Raw genomic sequence first — 25,320 nt, forward strand, 5'->3', positions numbered from 1 at the left:
CCGAATAGAAGAACGAGATTATTTTAATCTGTACTTTAGATAAATAACAGTAAAGTTAAGCACTATGAGCGAAATCAAGATCCTTGTGATTGAAGATCACAACCTGACAAGAATCGGCTTGCGGTCTGCCTTACAAACTCAGCCAGAGTTCAACATTGTTGGTGAAGCAGCCAATGCAGCGGATGGTATCAAGCTTCTGAAAACTCTCAAGCCGGATGTTGCTACTATTGACATTGGTTTGCCTGACATGGATGGTATTGAGCTAACACGCACATTTAGGCAACATCAGGCAGAGAATGAAGACTACACAACAAAGCTGCTAATTTTAACGATGCAAAATAGCGAACAAGCAGTTTTAGCAGCATTTGCAGCAGGTGCAGATTCTTATTGCATGAAGGATATAGAAACAGAGAAACTAATAGAGGCTGTGCAAACGACTTATGCAGGTAGCTCATGGATCGATCCAGCGATCGCAGACCTTGTACTACAACAAATACGTCAAGATTTCCCCGATGGCAACAGAGGCGCATCTGGAAAAAGAGTCTTGATTGAAGGTATTGACGCAGATACTGAGAAAAGTATAGTCAGCTATCCTTTAACTCACAGAGAGATGGATGTTTTAGAGTTGATTGTCGCTGGCTGTGACAATGCAGAAATTGCCAAAAGGCTCTATTTAACAGTAGGTACTGTCAAAACTCATGTTCGAGGTATTCTTAATAAACTCTGTGTTGCTGACCGGACACAGGCTGCTGTCCGTGCTTTGCGGGCTGGATTAGTACCCTAAGCAACTAAAAATCTTTCTTCCCCAGTCCCGTTCGGCTACGCTACTTCGACTGCGCTCAGTACAAGTCACGGCAAGCCCAGTCGCCATTTTCCAGTCAATTGTCTTTGAGTCAAAGCGGTTAACTGGGACAAATATTTATGGTTAACTAGGATAAATACTTATGAAGAAATTGTTACAAGGTTTAGTACAATGACATCATCCCAAATAAGTATTTTTTCTCATATACATGATAGCGGATCAATTTCCCTGGCTTACCGCAATTGTCTTGCTGCCACTCATTGCTTCCCTGCTTATCCCTGTGCTGCCTGATAAAGATGGTAAGCGCGTTCGATGGTATGCATTAGGTATAGGTATTGCAGACTTTGCCTTGATGTGTTATGCCTTTTGGAAACATTATGATGCCAGCAGTGCTAGTTTTCAAATGGTGGAAAGTTATGCCTGGATGCCTCAGTTGGGTCTTAACTGGGCGGTATCAGTCGATGGACTATCAGCGCCACTTGTGCTGCTAGCAGGATTTGTCACCACACTCTCGATGTTTTCGGCTTGGCAAGTTGATCACCGCCCTCGCCTCTTCTATTTTTTGATGCTGGTGCTGTATTCTGCACAAGTAGGGGTGTTCGTTGCCAAAGACTTGCTGCTATTTTTCATTATGTGGGAAGTAGAGCTAATCCCCGTCTACCTACTAGTCTGCATTTGGGGTGGACAAAAGCGTCGTTATGCAGCTATGAAATTTTTGTTGTATACCGCAGCTGCTTCTATATTTATTTTAGTGGCAGCCCTGGCAATGGGGTTATATGGCGGCGGTGATATGACATTTGACATCACTGCCCTCGCCAGCAAAGAATATCCTCTTGGTCTACAACTGCTACTTTATGCAGGATTGTTGATTGCATTTGGTGTCAAGCTTGCTGTTTTCCCCATGCATACTTGGTTGCCTGATGCCCACGGCGAAGCATCCTCTCCTGTATCAATGATATTAGCTGGTGTGTTGCTGAAGATGGGCGGATATGGACTGATTCGCCTGAATCTGGAACTACTTCCCGATGCACACATTTATTTTGCGCCAGTTCTAGCCATTCTCGGTGTTGTCAACATTATCTATGGTGCATTAAACTCCTTTGCTCAGACCAATATGAAGCGGCGTTTAGCTTATTCGTCGATTTCTCACATGGGGTTTGTACTGCTGGGGATTGCGTCCTTCACTGATTTGGGAATCAACGGCGCGATGTTGCAGATGATTTCACACGGTTTAATTGCATCAGTGCTGTTTTTCTTAGCAGGTGTTACTTACGATCGCACCCACACAATGGTAATGAAAGATATGGGCGGTATTGGTCAAGCCATGCCCAAAGTCTTTGCCCTGTTTACCATCGGCGCGATGGCATCCTTGGCACTTCCTGGTATGAGCGGCTTTGCTGGCGAACTCTCGGTATTTGTTGGGATGACCAGCAGTGACGTTTACAGTTCGACTTTCTGCACCGTAACAGTTTTTCTCGCCGCAGTTGGAGTTATTCTCACACCGATTTATCTACTTTCTATGCTGCGAGAGGTGTTTTATGGTAAAGACGCAGCACTACTATGCGACATTAATAATGCAGGTTTGGAAAATCAAGAAGATGAGGGAACAGTTTGTTTTGGTACAGACTGTCTCGTGCCAGAAGATGCAGTCTACGAGGATGCTAGACCCCGTGAGGTATTTATCGCCGCCTGTTTTCTGCTAATGATTATTGGTATTGGTTTCTATCCTAAGATGGCGATGCAGATGTACGATGTGAAGACCGTTGCAATCAATGCTAATCTTCGCCAGTCTTATGCCATAGTCTCGCAAAGCAATCCCCAGATTTATGCTAAGAGACTCTTGGTTCCGCAAATTTCCGAGGTTGAGACAGCGCCCGTTTTGGGAACTTTGAAGTAAGCTTTTTGACCACTAAGCTTGTCGAAAAGAGCGATGCCTACAACTAAGTACTACCCGTCTATAGCAGTCCTAAATCATTCGTGAACAATAAGATCCCCGACTTCTTTGAGAAGTCGGGGATCTTAGTCTATCGATTTTCACAACTCATTTAGGATCACTATATGCGTTTTTATTAGGTTAAAAAACTAGCCTCAAAGTGATACCAATACATGGGATGCTAGTTGATGATTAGTGAGTTTTACCAATGTCTGTTGTTTCTACCGTTACTGTTACCGTTCCCGCCACAACTGCGAATTTGGGGCCAGGTTTTGATTGCATTGGTGCAGCTTTAAAGCTGTACAACGAGTTTAAATTCACTCGCCTGGAAGAAGGTGGGTTAAGTATTCATGTCACTGGTACAGAAGCTGAACGAGTCCAAACTGATGAAAGCAATCTTCTCTATCAAGCGTTTGTCAAATTCTATCAACACATAGAGCAGACACCGCCGACTGTAAAAATAGAAATTAAGTTAGGTGTACCGTTGGCGCGGGGTTTGGGTAGTTCGGCGACAGCAATTGTTGGTGGGTTGGTTGCGGCTAATCAACTAGAAGGTGCAACTCTGTCTCAGTCGCAGGTGATGGAGTTAGCGATCGCAATGGAAGGACATCCTGATAATGTAGTTCCAGCTTTGTTGGGAGGATGTCGTCTTGCTGCTACCAGTGGCGCAGGTTGGGAAATTTGTGATGTTCCCTGGCATAAAGATGTTGTGCCAGTTGTGGCTATTCCTAATTTTGAACTTTCTACTTCCGAGGCGCGGGGCGTTCTGCCAACTGAGGTGAGTCGTGCTGATGCGATTTTCAATACGGCACATTTGGGCTTATTGTTGCGTGGCTTAGAAACTGGTAACGGACAATGGTTAAAGACAGCTTTGCAAGATAGATTGCATCAGCCCTATCGGAAAGCTTTGATTCCTGGTTATGATGCTGTCAACATCGCAGCAGTTAGTGCTGGTGCTTATGGTATGGTAATTAGTGGTGCGGGGCCGACACTGTTAGCTTTGGCGGATAAGTTACACTCAAAGGCTGTGGAGGCGGCGATGTTAGCTGCTTGGCAAGAAGAAGGAATTACAGCCGAGGTGCGATCGCTTTCTCTCGATACCCAAGGCGCAAAAAGCTTTTAATATTTTACTCAGCACTTAAAACTCGATTTATGGAGCAAACTCAGGCTGAAATAGCGGCGCTTAACTCTCAAATTCAGATTCTTTTAGAAGAACGCGCTGCACTTACTAAAAAAAATAATGTCATCTCTGGCGAGAATGATTCACCCCAGGCGATGGTAGAAGCTTACCGCCGTCAAGCCAGAGAAAATGCCCAATTATCAGTTGAACTCCAAGGCATAGATGCAGCGATCGCAGCCTTGGAAGGCAAGATAAAACAAAAACAAGGTAAGTTAGTGCGATCGCAAGTTGCATCAAAAGAACTTATCCAACAGCAGCAGCTAGAGGAAGCGAAAGAAGTGGCTCAGGTTCATGCTGAACGCATTAATCAACTAGCAAGTGAACTAGCCGCAGAAGTCCGTTTTCTTAAGGCTTGTGCCAATCAACTGAGTCCAATGTATTGGCAGATTTATTACAAGCCCTTTATTACTGGCTTTAAGACAATCTCCGTTCCCTATGTCCGCTCTGATGGGGAAGTATGGACAATTGTCAACCGGATTGTTTAATGTTTTAGCCTTTGCGTTTGTAGCAATATATTGACTTCTCTCTTTTTAGGCTATCCATTACCCGAATCTTTCTCAACAAAAATATAACTTACTTAAAACAAGTTATCCACTCAAATTCTCCAGTTTGTGGTTAGCGATCGCCTAGAAAATTTTCGTCATTTACATTCTTCTGCTTTTGTCAAATATCTACAGATCGCCTTGTTCTACAATCCTGTTCCTGACTTATTTACAGCAATCTTAATAAAAATTTGACTCATACATAGCAACTTTGAGAAAGGGATTTAGGCTCGAAACCCAAAGATATTTATTCCAAAACGGGATGCTCCCTCATGCTCAAAGATAAATGCTGGCTTTCCTCACAAGTTCCTCAAATTGTTTTGCTATATATATAAATATAGGGCGAAAACCTTTAAGAGATTTAAAATTCAAAAGTCGCTAAACATAGTTGAGGGATTAGTCATTTTTGACAATCCAGCATCTGGAAACCCGAAACCGTAAAGACCAATTACCAATGAAATCGGAGGTCTATATGATGTTTAAAAAGATTCTAGTTGCATTAGATCGCTCAGAAATAGGGCAACAGGTTTTTGAGGAAGCATTAGATTTAGCAAAGTTAACACAAGCTAGCTTAATGTTACTTCATGTTCTATCTTCCGAAGAAGAGGGTAGTCCTTATGCTCCTATGCTGTCTAATATGGACTACTATCCAGGATTGACCAGTCAAAGCTTTGAGTTATACCAACAACAGTGGGATACCTTTAAAAATCTAGGAATCCAGATGTTGCAATCTTTTTGTGCCCAAGCAAACACAGCAGGTGTGACTACGGAATTTACACAAAATGTTGGTAATCCTGGTCGCATTATTTGTGATTTAGCCCATAGTTGTAACGCTGACCTAATTGTTATGGGGCGTCGGGGTCATTCTCGGCTGATGGAACTATTTCTCGGTAGTGTGAGTAACTACGTTCTTCACCATGCTCCTTGTTCAGTGCATGTTGTGCATCTTTCAGTTACTCCTAAAATAGATGAAGTTGTCAAAGAAACTACAAGCGCTTTCAGCGTTAACTAACCACTAAGCTATTCCACATTTAACTTGTATAACTAGGGTGGGCAAAACTTCGGCGCGATCGCTACTTCTGTGCGAGAGGCTATGCTAACGATAACGCTCAGTATGCTGCCTACCCCATAAAAGTTAGTTATCTCAATCAATAATCTCTGTAAATTGAATCTCCAACAAACGATCCTAACTACACTCTATTGGGCTAAAATTGAGCGTAGGCGTAGCCCATCGTAGATATCGCTTTTTGGGGTCGCATATTTGCGGGATGATTTTACTATTTTTGTGGGATGGGCAACATGAGCGTCCCTTGTATTTCCGGGCGGGCAGGATGCCCACCCAACAAGAGTCATCCCTTAATTCAGCAACGCCCGCTTTTATAGTAAGAAATAAAAAGCCCGCTACCAAAATTAGAGTTGAGAGCGAAAAGTGGATCTATGGAAAAAGATGCTATCGAGATCGCTGGTTTTCATGCTCATGTTTACTTCGATCCTGCGAGTCGGGATGCAGCTGCGCGTGTACGTGAAGGATTAGGCGCTAGGTTTGAGGTGCAACTCGGACGCTGGTTTGACAAGCCCATCGGGCCCCATCCAAAAGCGATGTATCAAGTTGCTTTCTTACCGAATCAGTTTGAGAAAGTCGTTCCTTGGTTAATGCTCAATCGTGAGGGATTGGATATTCTCGTTCATCCTGAGACAGGGGATGCTGTGGCAGACCACGCAGTTCATTCTCTATGGTTAGGAGAAAAGCTAGATTTAAATATTGAGTTTCTTCAACAGCTTAGTCCGACTTGATCCAACTAAGGAAAGTAAATGACCTGTTGGGTAAAAGTTTTGCTTTGAGGCGTGAAACTTTTTATATTGTGACTAATTTTGGTGAAATTGAAAAAGTCCAATTTCTTAATCAATAAAGGTTTCAGCCTACGGATAGACGCTTTTAGCGGTTTGCTGCAAGTATTCGCAAGAAAGAAAAAAATGGATAAAGTCGAGGCTCAGACCTGACTACAATTTAAGCTACAGCAGATTGCAACTTGATGAGATTGGTATTAAATCTCTTGATTGCGGATAACTGTTTATTAACATCTTCGTTAAAAATAGAAATAAGACATCCGTTTTGCAGAGTGCTATGCTGTTAAGCAACATTCTCATAAAAAGAAATTTGTCTGATGAAAAACATCTCTGCGAAAGAAAAAATTGCAGGCATTTCCCAATTCGGCAAAGCTAATTTCAGAGTCACGAAGAAACAGATTTTGTTTAGTACTCTTATTCTCTGCTTTGGTTTGCTGGGACTAGGTGGTTTCTGGTTTAAATCTAGATATAAAGTTGATAATCAGATGAGTGTAAAACTACAAGAATTATCTAATGTCGATTATCCAGCCAATCCCGCACCATTAGGAAAAAATTTTAAAAGATATTCTAATCGAAAATTAACACTAATTAAGAAAGATGATACACATTTCGATTTTGTATTGGAAGCAACAGATAAAAATACGGCAAAAATAGTTATAAAAAATGTTGATTTAGAGCTATTAGTTCCTAAAGCACCCGAATGGGTGAAAAAAGATCAAGGTTTAGAAATAATCGCTTTTACAGATAGGGAGTGGAACAGGCAACAGATTAGTTTTCCTGCAAATTCAAAAAATATAGAAATTGTTGGAGGAGATGGTTTTGAAAAGCAAAATATTGTAGAGATCGCTTTGGCTAATAATTGCTTAAATGCCGGATTTTGGGAAATTCTACTTTTTACTAAAGAGGATAATAACAAAACCCTTTATTATCAAAGTTGGTTTACTTTCCCAATTGGACATTACAAAAATATTTTTGAAAAAATTAATAAGATTTCATATTGGGAGCATTGGTGGAAATTAGAACACTGGCAAGATCCGAGTGGCACAATAGTAAAAACTAATCTTTTAAGAAATGTCGTCGATCAAAAAGAAGTTGCTACTCAGTTCCCTCTTGATGAGAGAATAATTGTATCAGGAGAGCAAAGTAGAAAAGTTAGAACTACGCTAGCGACCAATATTACCAAATGGAGAGATTTTTACGACGTTAAAAATGAAGTTAAGTTTGCAAGTTTTCGAGCGCCAGGATTTTACGACCAAAATAAGCCTTGGGGAAATCAATACTGGAGAATAGGCAAATTTGATAAAGCCATTTTGAGGAATATTAAACCAATTGGTGTTGAACAAAATTTACAGGAAATTGAGCTAGGATTCACAGATACCAAGACTGGTGAGAAAAATAGATTATTCATCAGTGGCGTTAATCTGAAAACACTTCCTCAATTGCCTGTAGCAGATTATTCCAAAGGCTTATATATGCCGATGGGAATTGGGATACCTCCTTTTTATCAAAGCTATGAAGAATTAACTAAAAATCATCCAGATGTCAGCCCCTACTTTAGTTTTTTACTAGATTCACAGGAGCGGTGGATAGATCATCACCACTTAGCAGTTGATGGTTCAGTGATGCACCTTGATAAAGATAATCCAAATCTTTTGCATCTTTACTTGCTATCCTATGAAAGAAATACTTTAATAGCTCATTTTTTGATCGATTTAACATAGATATAGCTGTTCTCGGTTCAGTGAGGTATAAAAACCTCACTACCCTCATAACAAGCGAGGAAGCGACTATCATATACTTATACCAGTTCAATTAATAGATTGCAACACATTCTTGGGTAAAAACGCGATAAATTGCGTCTATATAAATGATCTATTTGTCGCATTCTTTTTTCCAAGTAGATAATTGGTTTTTCAAGACGCGATAAATTGCGTCTCTATATCAGGATTTTATTGCTCATTATGAACTGTATTGAACTCTATAATTGAAGAAACTGGTTGACTTTAATATTTAGTCATTCGGTATTTGCTTGAGTAAAGCTATCCACATATCAGATGGATCTGAATAGTAATCAATTTCTTCAACTTGATATTGATAAGATTCACAACCTTCTCGTAAAATAATGCGATCGCAAGCTTTAACGCTTTTCCCTACTCCAGTCATGTACCCGATTGTTCCTTCATTGAGGCGCTCAAATATGTAGTCGCCTCCACAAACTTGTTGTCTGTAATCATGGATTTTATTCTTTTGTTTTAATTCTGTTACTGGAGAGATAACCAGAGATAATTTATTTAAAAAACTAAAACTTAAGTTCATACCTGTTATGATTGAAGAGAAGGCACTTAAAAACATTTAAAAAATAGAAATTATAATTCATTTAAAAGCCGATTCTTTTAAATTTACAATACTGTTAACCGCAGATTCAACTGTAAAATCACCTAACTGTTGGACAAGATTTGGTGAGATATAAGGTTTTTGCTTAACTATCTAGTATTAATTAATAAGCTTTTTATGTCTTGAAAATGTCATATATGTATATATTTTAATATCAATATAATTTAGTCACTACTTGTAGTGGCTAGAGCTACATCTATCTGCTTCAGTAGTACTTCTAGGGTAGAAGAGTTATCTAAAACGACATCGGCATGAGCTATTTTTTCTTCGATGGATAATTGGCTGTTAATCCTGGCTCGTGCCTGTTCTGTATTTAAATGGTTTCGTTGTATCAATCTTTGTAGTTGTTGCTCTTGAGAACAACGCACTACCCAGATTTCTGTTACCAAATCAGTCATCCCAGCTTCAAATAATAGAGGCACTACTAACACCAGTATTTTTGACGAAGACTGAGCAATTGCTTTGAGAAAGCGATCGCGTACATCAGGATGAATCAAATTGTCTATCCATTTGCGTTCATCTTGACGATTAAAGATAATTTCGCCTAACTTTTGGCGGTTGAGGCTGCCATCTGGTAGTAAAATTTGTTCGCCATAACGTTGAGCGATCGCACCCAAAATAGGCGAACCTAAAGATACTGCTTCTCTAGCATAAATATCTGCATCCAAAATCGGCAGGTTATAAGTGCTAGCTAAATAATTAGTGACAGTGGTTTTGCCTGTGGCGATACCACCAGTTAAGCCGATTATGCGTTTTGTCATTTGTCATTTGTCAATAATTCTTCTTCCCCTGCTCCCCTGCTCCCCTGCTCCAACTCATTACTTATTACTCATTACTCATTACTCCCCTGCTCCCCTGCCCCCTTATCTACGAATTTGTCGCCCATACGATCAGTGCTTGGGTTAAACCATCTAAAGTATATTCTTGGGCTTCTACATCCACGCGTCCGAATAAATCATGGCAAGTTTTAGAGGTTTGAGGGCCGATAGAGGCAATACAAACTCCCTCTAAGAATTGGCTAATATCAGAGTTGTTGGAAAATATATTATTAGTAAGTTGAGAGAAAAATTGTACAGTTTTAGAACTGGCAAAGGTAATCACATCTACCTTGCGGTTTTGGAGAGCTAACTTTGCCGCAGGTGGAATACTACTAGGACAACAAGATTGATATGCCGCAACTTCTATCACCTTTGCTCCCTTGAGAGTTAATTCCTTAACTAAAACTTCTCTACCGCCGCTTTCAACTCTGGGAAATAACACCTTTTTACCATCTAATTTATCTGGGAAATTTTCCACTAAAGAATCGGCAACAAAGTTAGGGGGAATAAAATCTGCTTGCAGAGAGCGTTGTTTTAGACTTTGGGCTGTTTTCTCACCAACGACGGCAATTTTGATGTTAGCTAAGGCACGGCTATCTTTACCTTGGGCAATTAGCCTTTCAAAAAAGTAGTCTACGCCATTGGTAGAAGTGAAAATTAACCAGTCGAAGTCAGATAAATTAGCGATCGCATTATCCAAAGCTTCCCAATTCGAGGGCGGGCCGATTTCTAAGGTAGGCATTTCGATCACGGTTGCACCTGATGCAATGAGGCGATCGCTAAATTGACTCGATTGGCCAACTGAACGTGTAACCAAGATCATTTTACCAGTAAGAGGAAGAGGAGATAGGGGAAAATTGCTTGACATAGCAGGGGGGCTAAAAGTTTTGGCTGTAGTCGAAACCTGACAATCTATTTTCTCAGGTTGTAAGTACTTGCGTAGCCCAACAACTTCACCAATCACAATTACCGCTGGAGAAAGGGATAATCCGGCGGTTTGTTCCAGAATATTGCCCAGTTGCGCCATCCAAATTTGTTGATCGGGAGTTCCTGCCCAACGGATGATGGCAATGGGTGTTAAGTGCGATCGCCCATGCTGCACCAGTCGATCTATAATCTCTGCTAGATGTCGCCCTCCCATTAAAATTACCAGTGTCTCTAAGCGTGACAGCGCCTCCCACTCTAAAACCTCTGGTTCATGAGCTGTAAGCACTGCAAAAGTGCGGCTTAACACCGGATCTGTTAGGGGAATTCCTGCCAACAAAGGTGCTGCAAGGGCTGAGGAAATTCCTGGTACTAGTTCAAAATCACAACCGGATGCTTTCAACGCTTCAATTTCGGAAGTGCAACGCCCAAAAATCAATGGATCTCCTGATTTGAGCCGTATAACTTGTTTTCCTTGCAGACAATGTTTTACTAGTAACTTATTAATCTGTGCTTGGCTTGTACTGGGTTTGCCACCGCGTTTACCGACATCCAATTTCAGACAATCATCTGGTACGCACTGCAATAATTGAGCATCTACTAAAGCATCGTAAACTAACACCTGAGCAATAGCTAAAAGATTGTAAGCTTTTACTGTCAAGTATGCTACATCTCCAGGCCCAGCACCTACGAGGTAGACTTTGCCTCTATCATTTGTCATTGATCAATAATTAATAATTTTTCTTCCTCTGCTCCTCGTTCACTGAGCGTAGCCGTTCGCGCAGCGTCTCGTAGAGAAGTGCTGCTCCTCTGCTCCCCATGCCCCATATTCAATTCGTCTGGGTATTAATTTTTTGGATTAGCCGATCGACTTGCTCAACCATCTCCTTGTTTTTCTCAGCTTGGAATAATTCTCTGGCTTTTTTGAGATTAACGATCGCTTCTTTTGGCTGTTGTTGTCTTCCCAAAGTGACTCCCAAATTATAATAAGTGAATGCATCGTTGGGTACAAGGCTAATGGCTTTTTTGTAATGTGCGATCGCTTCTTGTGGTTTACCTCGATCGTCCATCGCATTTCCCAAACCGGTGTAAGCTTGTGCGTGTTTGGGATCGAGACGAATGGCTTCGGTATAGTTAACGATTGCTTCTGTGAGCTTGCCTTGAGCGTAAAAAGCACTTGCTAAATTATAATGAGCGTCTGCATAGTTAGGGGCGAAGCTGATGGCTTTTTTGTAATGTGCGATCGCTTCTTCTAGTTTGCCTTGAGCGTATAGAGTATTTCCCAAGGCATTATAACCTGCTGGATTTTTCGGGGCGAGGCGAATGGCTTCGGTATAGTTGGCGATTGCTTCTGCTGGCTTTCCTTGAGCGTACAAGGCGTTTCCTAAGTAATAGTGAGCGTCTGCATAGTTAGGATCGAAGCTAATAGATTTTTTATACTGGATAACTGCTTCTGCTAACTCACCTCGATCGTACAGAGCATTTCCTAAACGGGTGTAAGTTGGTGCATAATCTGGTTTGAGGCGAATTGCTGCTGTATATTCGGTAACTGCTTCTTTTAGCTTGCCTTGAGCGTAGAGAGCGTTTCCTAAGTTATAGTGAGCTTCAGCATACTTAGGTTCAAGGCTGATGGCTTTCTGATATTGTGCGATCGCAGGTTCTAACTGATTCAGTCTTGCTAAAGTCAAACCCAGATTAAAATATGCTCTAGAGTCTTGAGGATCGAGACTAATGGCTTTATTGTATTGAGCGATCGCTTCTTGTGGTTTACCGCGATCGTCGAGAGTATTTCCCAAGGCAATATAAGCTTGTGCAAAATTGGGTTCTAGTTCAATTGCCTTCCGAAAAGCTGCCTCCGCTCCCTTTAAATCTCCCTGTTTATAGAGATTGCTTCCTTGCTCGAAGTTAGCAACTGCGTTTTTGTTGCGAATGACTGCGGACTGAGTAGAGTTGTGAATTTTTGCTAAGATAACGCCAACATTTTTACCAAAGGCGGTATTTTCATTACTCAAACACAAGCAGATAATAGCTGCTACGAGTAGATTCTTGTTTTTCAGCATTTTTATTACCTTACCTGCTTGGTTTACATATAATCTCAAGTTCGGCTAATTGCCATCATACAAATACCCCATTTCAGCCCTTCCTTACTTGTTGTTAGGAGAGCAAAAGTGTAGCTTTGGCGAGGTTATAGCTGGAATTATAAGTGATTAAGCTAACTTGATACAAGTGTAATCTCATATAAATAGGCTTCTTGGCATTTGTCGGGAAAAGGGAAAGGGTAAAGGTTTTGTATTTTCCTTTCCCCTTTAACCTTTACCCTTTTCCCACTATAGATAGTGCTTTATTAAAAGTAAAAAGTCGTTTTTAGGTAATTGCTGACACTTTTGTTTCCATCAATTTAACAATGGCTGCAATTAATGTTTCTGGGTTAAGAGGTTTGGATAAATGCATCTGAAACCCAGCTTCTAGGGCTTTTTCGTGGTCATTGTTTCTCGCAAAGGCAGTCAAGGCAATTGCTGGAATTTGTCCACCTTGTTCTAGTGTCCGAGTTCTCACTTCATGTATTAACATATAGCCATCCATATTGGGCATACTAATATCGCTTACCAACACATCTAGCTTGACCTCTGCTAAGGTTTGTAATGCTTCTTCAGCAGAAGATACTGCTATCACAAAAGCCCCATCTTGCTCTAATACAAAAGCAGCAAAATCTCGTGAATCAGTATCATCATCAACGACTAAAATCCTGATGCCATTCAGAGGTAAGGAGTTAGTAGCTAATAATGCAGGGTAATTTTGTCCATCCCTCAGCCTTAGACTTTCATCTGGTATGAGCGGTAAGCTAACAGTAAATATTGCCCCTTTACCCTCACCGTGGCTATCTGCTTTGACGATGCCGCCATGCATTTCGATGATATTACGCACAATTGCTAATCCCAGTCCCAATCCACCAAAATTTCTCGTAGAGGTGCTATCTGCTTGGCGGAAGTAATCAAACACGAATGGCAAAAAGTCAGCGCTAATTCCCTTACCCGTATCGCTAACGATTATTTGAGCATAACCATCAGTTTTCTGGAGTCGCACTTCTACCTTTCCCCCTCTGGGTGTAAATTTGATTGCGTTAGAAAAGAGATTCCAGACGACTTGCTGCAAACGAATCGAGTCGCCCATAATTTGTCCCACACCCGGTTCAAATACTGTATTCACCTCAATCAACTTTGTTTCTGCTGCTAACTGCATTGTCTGTAGTGCCGACAATACCGTAGACTTTAGATTAATCTTCGTGATATTCAGCGTCAATTTACCTTGTAAAATTCTGGAAATATCCAGCAAGTCCTCAATAAGTTGAACTTGTAAGGTAGCATTTCGCTCGATTGTAGCTAGGGCTTCAGATGTCTTTGTTTGGTCTAATCTGCGGGTTTGCAACAACTTTGACCAGCCGAGAATTGCGTTGAGTGGAGTGCGTAGTTCGTGAGAGAGGACGGCTAAAAATTCATCTTTAATTCGATTGGCTGTTTCTGCTTTCGCTCGTGCTACTTGTTCTAATTCCAGCAGGTGCGCTCGTTCTTCAAGTATTTGTTTTTGTTCGTGGATATCCGTACAGGTTCCAAACCACTTAACTACAAAACCTTGCTCATCTTTGAGTGGTAAACCTCTCGCTAGCTGCCAACGATAAGAGCCATCAGCCGCTCGTTTAAAGCGATATTCATTGTTATATATAGTGCTATTTTTTACAGCATCAGCCCACACTTTATCAGCTCTTTGAACATCATCTGGATGCAATGCAGCCAACCAACCAGAACCCAAAGATTGCTCTAATGTTAGCCCAGTATATTCGCACCAATTTTGATTAAAATAATCGCATTCACCGTTAGGTTTAGTTGTCCATACAAGTTGAGGAATTGCCTCAGCCAAGTAACGGTAGCGTTCTTCGCTTTGCCGGAGAATTTCTAAGATGCGTTGGCGTTCAAGAATTTCTTGTTGTAATTGCTCGTTAGTCTGAGTAATTTCATTAGTGCGAACAGCAACCATTTCTTCGAGACGATTCTGGTATTTTCGCAGTTCATCCTCTACTCGTAAGCGTTCGGCTATTTGGGTTTGAAGTTCTTGATTTGCTTGTTCTAATTGAGTAGGGCTAGGAAGTGCTAGTGCTTGAGGAACTAAAGGCACAAGCTCTAATGCTGTAATTACAGATATTGTTGCAGTTACTGCTTTGAGAAACCCTGACACCCAATAGGTTGGATACCAAAGTGTCCAAATATCCATTAAATGATTAGTGCCGCAAGCTACAATAAATCCAATAAACAGCAAAAAAATCCAATCAAAGGGCAAATCTTGTCGCTTGCGAACAAAGTAGAAGAGTGTAGCTGGAATTGAGTAATAAGCTAGTGCAATGAATGCGTCAGATAATATGTGTAGCCAAACTAAATTTGTTTGCCATAGATAGCAGTGCCCATGTGGAATAAATGATTCTGATGTAAAAAAGTTAGTCCACAATTCTGATATTATATTTGACATAAAGACTGGATTGTTTAATCTATAAAATCTATTACAAAATTTCTACCCTTACTAAATAATATTCTAGTACTAAAATATTACCGATCCAGTGTGTCTAATTTCTGTACTGGTTAAGGAAACTACAATATATCTTTCCAAAACAAAAAGGCTGTTAGTATCATCACTGTTTTGCAAAAATAAATCGTTTCAAATTCCCAATATTCTCTTTTCTAAAGCCTAAATGAATTAATGGTGGCTATGGAGCTTGTAGCGCGTCCGATTGCAATTGTAAGGGCTGTGAAGAGATTGGTCAAACTTGCGGAAATTGTGGACATAATTATGACATATAGCAATCCGATTTGATTTCTGAAATTATTTGTGTAGGAAGGGAACAGAGAAGAAGGAATAAAATTGTACGGAGTTTTGTTCAAAAATCAAATAGGAGTCCGATACAATAGTAAGTTACCAAATAAAAACCATTCTCACCATAATGATGGGAATGGCAAAAAATTAGGAGACACAACAGGAAAATTTAATCTCTGCAATTCTCATTAAACTTAAGATTCACTTGACTTAGCACTCATTTTATCTAATAGTTGAGTGATTTTTTTAGCTTTTTCAGGTTGGCGCTGTTTTTGTAATAAATCTTTAGCTTGTACCAGGTTAGTTTTAGCTTCTTCTTCTTGCTCTTGCTGCATGAGAATATTCGCCAGACGCAAGTAAGCATCAGGATTTTTCGGACTGCGGCGAATTACTTCTCGAAATAATTCTGTTGCTTCTTCTACTTGTCCTTGCTGGTTTAAAACATCTCCCAAAAACAAACGTACTACATCATTAGTAGAGTTGATGGAAATCACTTTGCGAAAAGCTGCTTCTGCACCTTGGTAATCTTTGGCTTGAGCAAGATTGATGCCTTTTTGAAACAAGTCTGAGGTGATCAAAGTTTTCCAAGCGAAATAGCCAAGGATTGACAGACTCAGAACAACTACAACAGCAGCGATAATCGAACTAGTGGGAAAGATTTCTAGCATTGTCTAAGCCAAAAGACAGGCGATAGGAAAAATCAGATATTCCATAAAAAAGAGTTTCCAGATAAATTGGTAGAATTGAGCGATCGCACTTTTCTCTTGTAAGTCTACCGTCAAACTCCGCAACCACAGCCAAGCCAACAGCCCCAAATGAGTAACTACTAGGAATATAGCGTTAACTGAGGCGACGTTCAGCACCCCAACCAGAATTATTCCCAGATAACAGGCAGTGATTACCCAAAGAGACAGATTGAACACGGCTTGGAGGCCAAGTTTGATGGTGAAAGTAGTAATATTGTAGAGGCGATCGCCTTCCATATCTGGGATATCTTTAAAGATGGCGATCGCAAAGGTAAACACTAAAATAAATAACGTCAGCACCCACACCACAGGCGGAATTGTTTGGCTTTGTTGCAACGCCCAGCTGTAATGCAGATATAAACCTAAGTTAACAATCGTACCGCGCACCGAAAAAATACACAGCGCCGCCCAAATGGGAAACTGTTTTAAGCGAATTGGCGGTAAAGAATAAGCAGTACCAATGGCTAAACTAATTGCTACCATACCCAATAAAAACGGGCCAGTTAGCCACGCTACAACCAGCGCCAAAATTCCAGTAGAAGCAACAATTAATTTCCCAGTTTGCTGAGAAAACTCACCAGAAGCTAGGGGTAAATGAGGCTTATTGATCTTGTCAATTTCTACATCTTCTAATTGATTCAGCCCCACAATATAAACATTGCCACACAGACAACCAATCCATGCACCAAAGACAGGGAGTAGCGAATACGTAGAGACGTGATGAATAGCGTTTGTAGAGATATGATTAATCGCGTCTCTACTTATAGCAATGGCAATTAAATATAAACCAAAAACACTCAGACTTGTACCAATAATTGTGTGAGGGCGAGAGAATTTCCAGAATGCGTATAACCACTGGAAATATGATTGAACAGGTTTGCCTGGTAAAGGGCTGTTTTGAGAACTTTGGCTCATGAGTAGCTTAAATACAGTATTCTGCTTGGTTGTTAATCATTGTCACAGAATTTGGTCATTAGACTTCTTTCATGAATCAATAGACCTCTTACATAAATCAAAAATAAGAAAGAACCCCACGCCAAAGCTACGTTTTGTCTCCCCTCGCCGCAAGCGGGGAGGGGTTGGGGTGTTGAAATTGGCTACCCTTCTCCTCCGTGCCCTCTGCGGTAGGCTGCGACAACCCGAAACCTCTACGTTATTCTAAACTTATAACTTCTTGCGCCAACTTAAATCAAGAATGCGATTAATTTTATACAGTAAACCCGGCTGTCATTTATGTGAAGGCTTGCAAGAAAAGCTAGAACAAATCCAAAATCTCAGTTTCGAGTTGGAAATTAGGGATATTACGACTCGTGAAGATTGGTTTGCTGCGTATGAGTATGAAGTGCTGGTAATTTATTTATCGAACCACAGAGGCGCAGAGGACGCAGAGGGGAGTGAGAAATTATTGCCACGTCCTTCTCCTCGTGCTAGCGTGCAGCAATTGGAGCAAATGTTGCGTAAATATTTAGCCAATTAGAAAAAAATAATGCAGAATAAGCGCAAGATCAAGAATGTGACGAGGTTCACAAAATGAAATTGCGGGAATTACTAACAGCGGTAGACAGTGTTGAGCAATTGCCTAGTTATCCAATGGAGGATGTGGAAGTTAGGGGTTTAAAGACGAATTCTCATGCTTGTCGTGTGGGAGATTTGTTTATTGGGATGCCAGGAACGCGGGTTGATGGTGGGGAATTTTGGCAAAGTGCGATCGCATCGGGGGCTGTAGCTGCGATCGTTTCTCCCGAAGCTGCACAAAAAAATCCTCCCACAAATCAGGCTGTGGTCATCAGTGCAAGTAATATTACTCAAGCTTGTGCGCAGATAGCCAGTGCTTTTTACGGTTATCCAGGGCGAAAACTCAAGTTGGTAGGCGTGACTGGTACAAATGGCAAAACTACAACTACTCATCTGATTGAATTTATACTCAACAAAGCTAATCTAGCTACAGCTTTGATGGGAACTCTCTACACTCGTTGGGCAGGTTTTGAGCAAACTGCTGCCCACACTACGCCCTTTGCCGTGGAACTCCAACAGCAGCTAGCAGAGGCGGTAAAGGCTGGTAGTGAGTTCGGGGTGATGGAAGTAAGTTCTCACGCTTTGGCCCAAGGTAGAGTGTTGGGTTGTGAATTTGAGGTGGCAGTATTTAGTAATCTTACTCAAGACCATCTCGACTATCACAGCGATATGGAAGATTACTTTGCTGCCAAAGCGTTGTTGTTTAGCCCTGATTATCTTAAGGGACGGGCAATAATTAATGCTGATGATTCTTATGGGAAGCGGTTAATTTCCTCGTTAGATTCCCAACGGGTTTGGAGTTACAGCGTCAACGACAACAGCGCTGATTTATGGATGAGCGATTTAAGTTACCAGCCAAATGGTGTTAGTGGGACATTACACACACCAAAAGGTGACGTGGCTTTTCGATCGCCCCTCATCGGACAATATAATTTAGAAAATCTTTTAGCAGCCGTAGGAGCAGTTTTGCACTTAGGGCTAGATTTGCAGTTAGTGGCAAATGCAATACCTGAGTTTCCTGGAGTTCCCGGACGGATGGAACGGGTACAGATTAGTAATGAGCAAGATATTAGCGTGATTGTCGATTATGCCCACACGCCCGATAGCTTAGAAAATTTACTGAAAGCAGCACGTCCCTTTATACCTGGCAAAGTGATTTGTGTATTTGGTTGTGGAGGCGATCGCGATCGCACCAAGCGCCCAAAAATGGGTAAAATTGCTGCTGAGTTAGCTGATGTGGCAGTAGTGACATCAGATAATCCCCGGACTGAAGACCCAGAAAAGATTTTGCAAGATATTTTGGCGGGAATTGCTGATACAGTACAGCCAACAGTAATTTGCGATCGGGCGATCGCAATTCGTACCGCTATTTTACAAGCACAACCCGGTGATGGAGTATTGCTTGCTGGTAAAGGTCACGAAGACTACCAAATTCTCGGCACCGAAAAAATCCATTTTGACGACCGAGAACACGCCCGCGACGCTTTACAGCAAAGACTTAACGTACAAGCTTAATTTGGGCATTGGAAAAGGCAGAGGGGCAGAGGAGAAAAACTTCCTGCAACTTCTCCCCTGCTCCCCTGCTCCCCTGCCCCCCTGCCCCCCTGCCCCCCTGCCCCCCTGCCTCCCTGCTCCTCGTGGGTAGACTTTTTTATAGTTAATATTTCTTTCCGTGGTAATTTTGTAAAAAATGCACACATAAAGGTGAAAATCGAAGACAGAATTATTTCTTGCTTCATCCTTTTTGTGCTTGACTCATGAATGTTTCTTTGGCTAAGGATCTGTCTGTTTATCAACTGGTTATGGGAGTGCAAGCGCCTCCTAAACCATTGTCCCTCAGTCCTGCTACTCTGCTATCACTGGTGAGAGCGCAAATTGACTTACTCATTGAGCAGCAAATTGCAGCCACTCTATGGGTGAAGCTACCACCAGATAAAATTTGGCAATCAGAATTAGCGCGTTATCAATCCTCGGTAGGTGCGTCTAGTCTCATTTATACTTGCCAGATTGAGGAGAGTAGGAAAGGGGAAGCAGGGGGAGATGAGGGAGCAGAGGGAGACAAGGGAGAGGAAAAAGTAAATACCTCCTTGTCCCCCTTGTCCCCCTCATCCTCCTTGTCCCCCTATCACATTCCTGTTCACCTACCACCAGATAGCCAAATGCGACGGGAAAACTTTCTAATGGTGTTATCGCCACAGTTTTGCAGTTTAATTTTGGCTCATCGACCACTTAAAAAACGCAAAAATCAGACATCGGGGAAGGTAAATACTAATAAAAACCAGCCATTGCTGATTATAACTACTGTTGAGGGGAGAGTAATTCAGCAAGTATTAAATAGTATCCAACAAGCGATCGCACCAGAATCATCCTCAATTTTACCTGCTAGTTTTATTTGTCCAACCGTGCCCCAAGCGGCACTTATGAATCAACTGTTGGCAAAACAACTCCTTCGACAAGATGAAATTAATCGTCAAATCATCACAGTACGCACTAATAAGTTGGAGCAGCAAAATCAAGAACTGCATAACAAAGAGCAACTTAAAGATGAATACCTGAAAAATGTCTGTCAGGAACTGCGTATACCCTTGACGCACATGAAAACAGCACTGTCGTTATTAAATTCCCCTAATCTTAAACCCCCACAACGACAACGTTATTTACAGATGTTAAATACTCAGTGCGATCAGCAAAACTCCCTGATTAATGGTTTCTTGGAACTGGTGCAGCTAGAACAAAATTTGGAGGGGACGACTTTGGAGTTGGTGCGTCTCTCAGATATAGTACCTGGAGTAGTCAGTACCTACCAACCTGTAGCCCAAGAAAAAGGAATTATGCTAGCCTACACCGTACCGACTGAACTCCCATCTGTTTGGTGCGTGAGTGGTAAGCTGAGGCAAATTGTGATTAATCTGCTGCACAACAGCCTTAAGTTTACCCCTAATGGAGGTCAAGTATGGGTGCGTGCCCGTAGTCAAGGCGATTATGTCCAATTAGAATTCCGCGACACAGGTATCGGTATTGCCGAAAACGAAATTCCCAAAATCTTCGATCGCTTTTATCGCGTGCGTACAACAGCAACCGAAGATTATGGTGGTGCTGGGTTAGGGTTAACGATAGTACAGCAATTGCTGTTGCGCTGTGGTGGATCTATTTCTGTAAAAAGTAAATTATCTGAAGGTTCTACCTTTACAGTGCAACTGGCAACTGCTGGTAATATGCCAAGAGCGATCGCTACAGAAAATGAGTTATGAGTTATGAGTTATAAGTGATGAGTTAAAAATTCATAACTCATCACTCATAACTTATAACTCCTACAGTTATCTTGCCTAACCTGCTGCAAACTCAGTAAACTTCCGCTTATAAGGAGCATGAAAACCCAAAACAATATCTTGTTTTGGCACTCCAGCAGTTACAATTATTCATAACACCAAAAATTGGTTTAAACGGTGACTCTTGTACCGTCAAATTTGGTGAAGGTGAAGCCATTGAATATTTCTTTATAACCCAGTCTCTCATCCCTGAGCAGACTAATAGCAACCTCTTCTCCTAAAGCCAAAGCAGCGGAACCATCGGAACGCCAATGGATACCGCCGTGACCGCGACCAATCGCATAATTAGTTGCCAGTTTATTCAACTCTCCACCCACAGTTAATGGTGATCCACTGTAAGCAATTACTTTTGTCGGGTCTTTGGGATCGGGCACTACTGGCGAGGGAATAACAAAGTTTTCATCAAAAAATGCTTTTAACAGTGTGACATTGACGCCAGCAGTAGCAGCCGCACCACCTGTATAAGATGAATGGATTGGCGCTGCTTCTGGATATGCTTGGGGCAATAGATAGGTGCCGAAGGTGCTAAAGGTCTGAGCCAAAGCTTGGGAATTAAAGACCTCAGAATTAATTGGATACTGAGCTTTATTAACAATGTTGTTGTAGACTAGCCCTCCATAGGCTTCTGGGCGGAGAATGCGGTGGACATAATACTTCTGCCAGTACGAGGCTCTAATCGCACGCGAGGTACCCAAGTTAAGCAAGGCTTGTAAATGTCCCACTGCAAAGGTTGCAGCTGAACCACTTTGAGTTCTCGATCTGACGTAGGGATTGCCTGGATTCAAAGGAGTACCGATGCTACCAAGAATCAACGAGGCTCCCACATATGTAGGGCCGCCAATATGGGCATACTCACCTAAATCCCGAACCGTGACTATGTAACGGTTTTTGGGGTCGTATTTAATAGATTTCCCGGAACTACCTCCATTCTGAACAGTCAACCATTCCTGGAAATTGAGTAGAAAGTCATTACCAGGAAGAGCAGTACGAATCAATGGCGAAACAGACTGAGTTCCCCAAGGAATAGTTAGCAACAAAAATTGTGAGAGATAGGGCCCATCTAGCACCCCTGGTGGAGTAACATATTTTGTACTTGAACCGGAACCGACGTAGTTGACACTACCACGAAATAAAGTTTGAGGGGTGACACGACCATTTTGTTTTGGTCCTCGAAACGCCGAAAGCTTGTTGAGGTCTTCAACGGCTGCCAAGACTTTTGGGTTATCAGTATTGTTTTGGAGCTTAGAAAGAGGTACATCTCGGAGTAAAGCTTGCCAGTAAAGTTCAACTGCTTCAGCAGCGCGCGATGCACCAGCTAGAGATGGTGGTGACGGTACAGCTATTTGTGCTGCATTGATCCCTTCTAGGCTAATTGCTAGGGCCCCTTGAGGATTGACCAGCTTTCTAGTGCCACCCAAGATGATATTTTCATAATCATTCGGGTTTTGTGTTGTCAATGCTCTGGTCAAAGAGTTGTAAGCTTCCAGCTTGACTTCGCCTAGCTCGTTATGCGGTAGTCCTCTACTGTCAGAGCCGATTTTGTTGGGATAACGCTCCTCATCGCCGTTGGCCGGATGAGCCGGAATCGGAATATTTCGTTCAAGTGCCGCTGCTTGAAGACGTACTCGATAGGCTTTATCAACAAACCTCCTGTAGTCGAAGGGTCGATTATTATACCGCCTGTTGACGGCTTGGGCTTGTACAACGTCTCCAACATCTCCTCCGTTCTTTGAGGAGAAAGGTGAACCTAAAACTCCTGCAACAACGCTAGCGGCACTAAATAAACCAGCGCGACCAAGAAATGAGCGTCTGCTGGCATGACTACCAAAAAAACGTTTGCTAGCTACACGGGGTTGTTTCAGTTTATCTATTTCGCTATTAGCCTGAGTATCTTGCTCGGAACCTTGATGAGAATTTGGATCTACTTGCATGAGATGTTCTCCACTGGAAAAAAATAATGCAAAAATTTAGTCATGAGTCAATACATGAGCATCTGAAAGCTAGAACAACTAGCCACACATGAAATACCCACCTCCTAAGAAATAAGGCAGAAGGGAAGAGGATTTGACTTGTTTCTTCCATCCATAACGGAAGCGAACGCGTTCGTAAACAGCTTCTGAGAAACAGAGTAATCTCACCGGATTTGAAATGAAATCTAGGGTTACTCTACTGGAAGGTAACTTGCATAGGAGTAATTCTCCTAAAAATCATGTCGGCATTCAGTGCTGGTATGATGCTTTCATCAGATGGCTGTTATGCTTCTGTAGTTGTAATCAGTCTGATAGGATGTTGCCGGATTAAAGCACAGCTAAAACCACCGCTTACTTCCAGTCCAACTATTAACTACTGCAATTCTATCGATTTACCGTATTTAAAATGTTAAATCAGACTCTCTCACAATCGGTGATGAAAATCAAGAGGTTTTTACAATAAATTTAGTAAGAGCGTTAAAGCCCGATAGTCACAGGGGCATAGCATCGTATTCCGTGCTTTTGACTGTGGATGAAACGCGATGTGGTGTTTTTGATCAAGTATCAAAGACAGAATGGCACGCTTGTAAACCGTAAATCCCTGGTATTCCTGGATGAAAGGGTGTGGAGTTGCAGGTTCGGGTGTGGGAAATTGAAAAGATGTTGTACTATGCGATATACTCGCATTCAGTTGTCTTAAACACTACACCCAACACCTTGCCCTGGCGAAACCTCACCAGTTGATGTGCAACTTAAATGCGTAACAGCTTACCACTCTGCTGAAGCCACAAAGCTGCTTTTAGTAGCACATCTGAAACGATCGCTGTATCTTGTATACTTGCTTGACGAATTGAGATGTCCATTTATTTATGAATAAATATTAAATAAAAATAGATTAAACAAAATTTTTTCTAGGTTATTTACCAATACAGAACTTACTAAAAATCCTCTCCAAAACTGATTCTGTTACTTCTTCTCCAGTAATTTCTCCTAAAGCTTGAATCGCACCCCGTAAGTCAATTGTCCAAAAATCAAGAGGTAACTGCTGGGCAATTGTTGCTTGCACCTGTTCCAAAGAAATTTTAGCCTGAGTTAAGGCTGCTCCCTGTCTTTGATTAATGGCTAAATCCATATCAGCAGCTTGCACTTTTCCAGATTGAACTATTTCTAAAATTGCTGTTTCTAAAGCATCAATACCTTGATTCTGGGCTGCGGCTGTGACAATTTTGGATTTTGGACTTCGGCTTACCTCGGCTCCGCTCGGCACAAGTCGCTCAGTCGAACGATTTTGGATTTTGGATTGCAGAGTTGTTCTTTTGCTTTCTTCTACTAAATCGATTTTGTTAATCACTAGAATCAACGGACGGTGTTGTACTGTTTCATAAATTTCTTCATCGCCTGCTGTCCAACCTGCGGAAGCATCGATGGTAAGCAAGACTAAATCAGCTGCATTGGCAGCACGACGCGATCGCTCGACGCCAATTTTTTCCACTTGGTCTGTTGTTTCCCGAATCCCTGCTGTATCTAGCACTTGTATGGGAATTCCCCCAACAACTAACTGAGATTCCACCACATCGCGGGTTGTACCAGGTAAATCAGTCACAATGGCGCGATCGCTCCGACTCCAAGCGTTCAATAAACTCGACTTACCCACATTTGGACGCCCAACAATTGCCACTTTTAAACCAGTGCGTAGCAACTCACCTCGATCTTTGGTTTCCAATAACCTAGTTATTTCTGCGGCAATTCGATCGATTGCTGATATTATTGCTTTATCATCCAGCGGAGGTAAGTCTTCCTCAAAATCAATCCGAGCTTCAATTTCTGCCAAGATATCCAAACAGTTAGCGCGTAACTGCCGAATTGGATGAGCTAATTTTCCTTGTAAACCAGCTAAAGCACTTTGAGCAGCTTGGGGCGATTTAGCTCCCACTAAATCGGCAATACCTTCGGCTTGAGTTAAATCCAATCGTCCATTCAAAAAAGCGCGGAGAGTAAATTCTCCCGGTTGCGCTAGTCTAGCCCCATTTTCCAAACACAGTTGTAATACCTGCTGCACTGCCATAATTCCCCCGTGGCAATGGAATTCTACAACATCTTCACGGGTGTAAGAACGGGGTGCTTTCATAATCAGCAACAAAGCTTCATCCACTATTTGTTGCGTCTGGGGATGGTGAATGTAACCGTAGAGAATCCGGTGACTTTCCCAAACTTGTCGCCCTGGTGCATGAAAGAGACTTTGGGCGATTGCCATTGCTTGAGAACCGGACACCCGCACAATGCCAACACTACCCTGTTGGGGGACAACAGCAGTAGCGATCGCGGCTATAGTTCCAGTAGTAGCAAACAGTTCTGACATGAGCGCCCTTTATAAAAGTGAGGAGTTAGGAGTGAGGAGTTAGGAGTAAAAATCATAACTCATAACTCATAACTCATAAGTTTCTAAATGGTGAGTATTT

At 41.8% G+C, this 25,320-nt stretch carries 20 protein-coding genes; 10 read left to right on the plus strand and 10 right to left on the minus strand.

All coding sequences use genetic code 11. The features are described 5' to 3' along the window. Positions 1–64: 64 nt before the first annotated feature. The 7 genes from QUD05_RS13700 (at position 65) to QUD05_RS13730 (ending at position 8,026) form a co-directional block, all read left to right on the plus strand. Positions 65–784, plus strand: coding sequence for a response regulator (locus tag QUD05_RS13700; RefSeq protein WP_289796542.1), 720 nt, complete (start codon positions 65–67; stop codon positions 782–784). A gap of 226 nt (positions 785–1,010) precedes the next feature. After that, positions 1,011–2,699: an NAD(P)H-quinone oxidoreductase subunit 4 gene (locus QUD05_RS13705; protein WP_289796543.1), complete on the plus strand. Its 1,689-nt coding sequence runs from the start codon at positions 1,011–1,013 to the stop codon at positions 2,697–2,699. Positions 2,700–2,943: 244 nt separating this feature from the next. Beyond that, on the plus strand, positions 2,944–3,858 hold the full coding sequence (gene thrB / locus QUD05_RS13710) for a homoserine kinase (protein WP_289796544.1): 915 nt from the start codon (positions 2,944–2,946) through the stop codon (positions 3,856–3,858). 29 nt (positions 3,859–3,887) lie between these two features. Further along, entirely contained in the window at positions 3,888–4,400 is a 513-nt protein-coding gene (locus QUD05_RS13715; RefSeq protein ID WP_289796545.1) for a kinetochore Spc7 family protein, read from the plus strand. A 532-nt stretch (positions 4,401–4,932) separates the two neighbouring features. Then, positions 4,933–5,469 carry a universal stress protein gene (locus QUD05_RS13720; RefSeq protein WP_289799961.1) on the plus strand — a complete coding sequence of 179 codons (537 nt, stop codon included), beginning with the start codon at positions 4,933–4,935 and terminating at the stop codon, positions 5,467–5,469. Positions 5,470–5,894: 425 nt separating this feature from the next. Further along, positions 5,895–6,251, plus strand: a complete 357-nt coding sequence (locus QUD05_RS13725; protein WP_289796546.1) for a DOPA 4,5-dioxygenase family protein — start codon at positions 5,895–5,897, stop codon at positions 6,249–6,251. 371 nt (positions 6,252–6,622) lie between these two features. Continuing rightward, the gene (locus QUD05_RS13730; protein WP_289796547.1) at positions 6,623–8,026 is read left to right on the plus strand and encodes a hypothetical protein; all 1,404 of its coding nucleotides are present in this window, start codon (positions 6,623–6,625) and stop codon (positions 8,024–8,026) included. 289 nt (positions 8,027–8,315) lie between these two features. Here the strand turns inward: QUD05_RS13730 and QUD05_RS13735 are convergent, their stop codons facing one another. From QUD05_RS13735 to QUD05_RS13765, 7 genes are all read right to left on the minus strand, one after another. Beyond that, positions 8,316–8,621, minus strand: a complete 306-nt coding sequence (locus tag QUD05_RS13735) for a hypothetical protein (RefSeq protein ID WP_289796549.1) — start codon at positions 8,619–8,621, stop codon at positions 8,316–8,318. Positions 8,622–8,863: 242 nt separating this feature from the next. Beyond that, complete coding sequence (gene coaE, locus QUD05_RS13740) at positions 8,864–9,460, minus strand: dephospho-CoA kinase (RefSeq protein WP_289796550.1); 597 nt, start codon at positions 9,458–9,460, stop codon at positions 8,864–8,866. A gap of 106 nt (positions 9,461–9,566) precedes the next feature. Continuing rightward, a complete protein-coding gene (gene cobA / locus QUD05_RS13745; protein ID WP_289796551.1) occupies positions 9,567–11,162 on the minus strand; it encodes a uroporphyrinogen-III C-methyltransferase in 1,596 nt (531 codons plus the stop codon). A gap of 109 nt (positions 11,163–11,271) precedes the next feature. Beyond that, complete coding sequence (locus tag QUD05_RS13750) at positions 11,272–12,501, minus strand: tetratricopeptide repeat protein (RefSeq protein WP_289796552.1); 1,230 nt, start codon at positions 12,499–12,501, stop codon at positions 11,272–11,274. A gap of 304 nt (positions 12,502–12,805) precedes the next feature. After that, positions 12,806–14,959, minus strand: a complete 2,154-nt coding sequence (locus tag QUD05_RS13755; protein ID WP_289796553.1) for a hybrid sensor histidine kinase/response regulator — start codon at positions 14,957–14,959, stop codon at positions 12,806–12,808. Between the two features lie 536 nt (positions 14,960–15,495). Continuing rightward, positions 15,496–15,969 carry a tetratricopeptide repeat protein gene (locus tag QUD05_RS13760; protein WP_289796554.1) on the minus strand — a complete coding sequence of 158 codons (474 nt, stop codon included), beginning with the start codon at positions 15,967–15,969 and terminating at the stop codon, positions 15,496–15,498. Positions 15,970–15,972: 3 nt separating this feature from the next. Next, the gene (locus QUD05_RS13765; RefSeq protein WP_289796555.1) at positions 15,973–16,962 is read right to left on the minus strand and encodes a homogentisate phytyltransferase; all 990 of its coding nucleotides are present in this window, start codon (positions 16,960–16,962) and stop codon (positions 15,973–15,975) included. A gap of 280 nt (positions 16,963–17,242) precedes the next feature. Between QUD05_RS13765 and QUD05_RS13770 the strand changes: the two genes are divergently transcribed. From QUD05_RS13770 to QUD05_RS13780, 3 genes are all read left to right on the plus strand, one after another. Then, entirely contained in the window at positions 17,243–17,524 is a 282-nt protein-coding gene (locus QUD05_RS13770) for a glutaredoxin family protein (protein ID WP_289796556.1), read from the plus strand. Positions 17,525–17,577: 53 nt separating this feature from the next. After that, a complete protein-coding gene (locus QUD05_RS13775) occupies positions 17,578–19,077 on the plus strand; it encodes a UDP-N-acetylmuramoyl-L-alanyl-D-glutamate--2,6-diaminopimelate ligase (RefSeq protein WP_289796557.1) in 1,500 nt (499 codons plus the stop codon). Positions 19,078–19,319: 242 nt separating this feature from the next. After that, positions 19,320–20,813: a DICT sensory domain-containing protein gene (locus QUD05_RS13780; RefSeq protein ID WP_289796558.1), complete on the plus strand. Its 1,494-nt coding sequence runs from the start codon at positions 19,320–19,322 to the stop codon at positions 20,811–20,813. Positions 20,814–20,888: 75 nt separating this feature from the next. Here QUD05_RS13780 and QUD05_RS34035 read toward each other — a convergent pair whose 3' ends face one another. The 3 genes from QUD05_RS34035 to mnmE form a co-directional block, all read right to left on the minus strand. Continuing rightward, positions 20,889–20,981, minus strand: coding sequence for an element excision factor XisI family protein (locus tag QUD05_RS34035; RefSeq protein ID WP_409878033.1), 93 nt, complete (start codon positions 20,979–20,981; stop codon positions 20,889–20,891). 20 nt (positions 20,982–21,001) lie between these two features. Next, the gene (locus QUD05_RS13785; RefSeq protein ID WP_289796559.1) at positions 21,002–22,822 is read right to left on the minus strand and encodes a vanadium-dependent haloperoxidase; all 1,821 of its coding nucleotides are present in this window, start codon (positions 22,820–22,822) and stop codon (positions 21,002–21,004) included. A 955-nt stretch (positions 22,823–23,777) separates the two neighbouring features. Beyond that, positions 23,778–25,220, minus strand: coding sequence for a tRNA uridine-5-carboxymethylaminomethyl(34) synthesis GTPase MnmE (mnmE, locus tag QUD05_RS13790; protein WP_289796560.1), 1,443 nt, complete (start codon positions 25,218–25,220; stop codon positions 23,778–23,780). Positions 25,221–25,320: the final 100 nt, after the last annotated feature.

This window comes from Nostoc sp. GT001 (assembly GCF_030382115.1).
Classification (GTDB): domain Bacteria; phylum Cyanobacteriota; class Cyanobacteriia; order Cyanobacteriales; family Nostocaceae; genus Nostoc.

Coding starts and splice junctions, on each gene's coding strand:
- QUD05_RS13700 (WP_289796542.1), top strand. CDS start 65: ATGAGCGAAATCAAGATCCTTGTGATTGAAGATCACAACCTGACAAGA.
- QUD05_RS13705 (WP_289796543.1), top strand. CDS start 1,011: ATGATAGCGGATCAATTTCCCTGGCTTACCGCAATTGTCTTGCTGCCA.
- thrB (WP_289796544.1), top strand. CDS start 2,944: ATGTCTGTTGTTTCTACCGTTACTGTTACCGTTCCCGCCACAACTGCG.
- QUD05_RS13715 (WP_289796545.1), top strand. CDS start 3,888: ATGGAGCAAACTCAGGCTGAAATAGCGGCGCTTAACTCTCAAATTCAG.
- QUD05_RS13720 (WP_289799961.1), top strand. CDS start 4,933: ATGTTTAAAAAGATTCTAGTTGCATTAGATCGCTCAGAAATAGGGCAA.
- QUD05_RS13725 (WP_289796546.1), top strand. CDS start 5,895: ATGGAAAAAGATGCTATCGAGATCGCTGGTTTTCATGCTCATGTTTAC.
- QUD05_RS13730 (WP_289796547.1), top strand. CDS start 6,623: ATGAAAAACATCTCTGCGAAAGAAAAAATTGCAGGCATTTCCCAATTC.
- QUD05_RS13735 (WP_289796549.1), bottom strand. CDS start 8,621: ATGAACTTAAGTTTTAGTTTTTTAAATAAATTATCTCTGGTTATCTCT.
- coaE (WP_289796550.1), bottom strand. CDS start 9,460: ATGACAAAACGCATAATCGGCTTAACTGGTGGTATCGCCACAGGCAAA.
- cobA (WP_289796551.1), bottom strand. CDS start 11,162: ATGACAAATGATAGAGGCAAAGTCTACCTCGTAGGTGCTGGGCCTGGA.
- QUD05_RS13750 (WP_289796552.1), bottom strand. CDS start 12,501: ATGCTGAAAAACAAGAATCTACTCGTAGCAGCTATTATCTGCTTGTGT.
- QUD05_RS13755 (WP_289796553.1), bottom strand. CDS start 14,959: ATGTCAAATATAATATCAGAATTGTGGACTAACTTTTTTACATCAGAA.
- QUD05_RS13760 (WP_289796554.1), bottom strand. CDS start 15,969: ATGCTAGAAATCTTTCCCACTAGTTCGATTATCGCTGCTGTTGTAGTT.
- QUD05_RS13765 (WP_289796555.1), bottom strand. CDS start 16,962: ATGAGCCAAAGTTCTCAAAACAGCCCTTTACCAGGCAAACCTGTTCAA.
- QUD05_RS13770 (WP_289796556.1), top strand. CDS start 17,243: ATGCGATTAATTTTATACAGTAAACCCGGCTGTCATTTATGTGAAGGC.
- QUD05_RS13775 (WP_289796557.1), top strand. CDS start 17,578: ATGAAATTGCGGGAATTACTAACAGCGGTAGACAGTGTTGAGCAATTG.
- QUD05_RS13780 (WP_289796558.1), top strand. CDS start 19,320: ATGAATGTTTCTTTGGCTAAGGATCTGTCTGTTTATCAACTGGTTATG.
- QUD05_RS13785 (WP_289796559.1), bottom strand. CDS start 22,822: ATGCAAGTAGATCCAAATTCTCATCAAGGTTCCGAGCAAGATACTCAG.
- mnmE (WP_289796560.1), bottom strand. CDS start 25,220: ATGTCAGAACTGTTTGCTACTACTGGAACTATAGCCGCGATCGCTACT.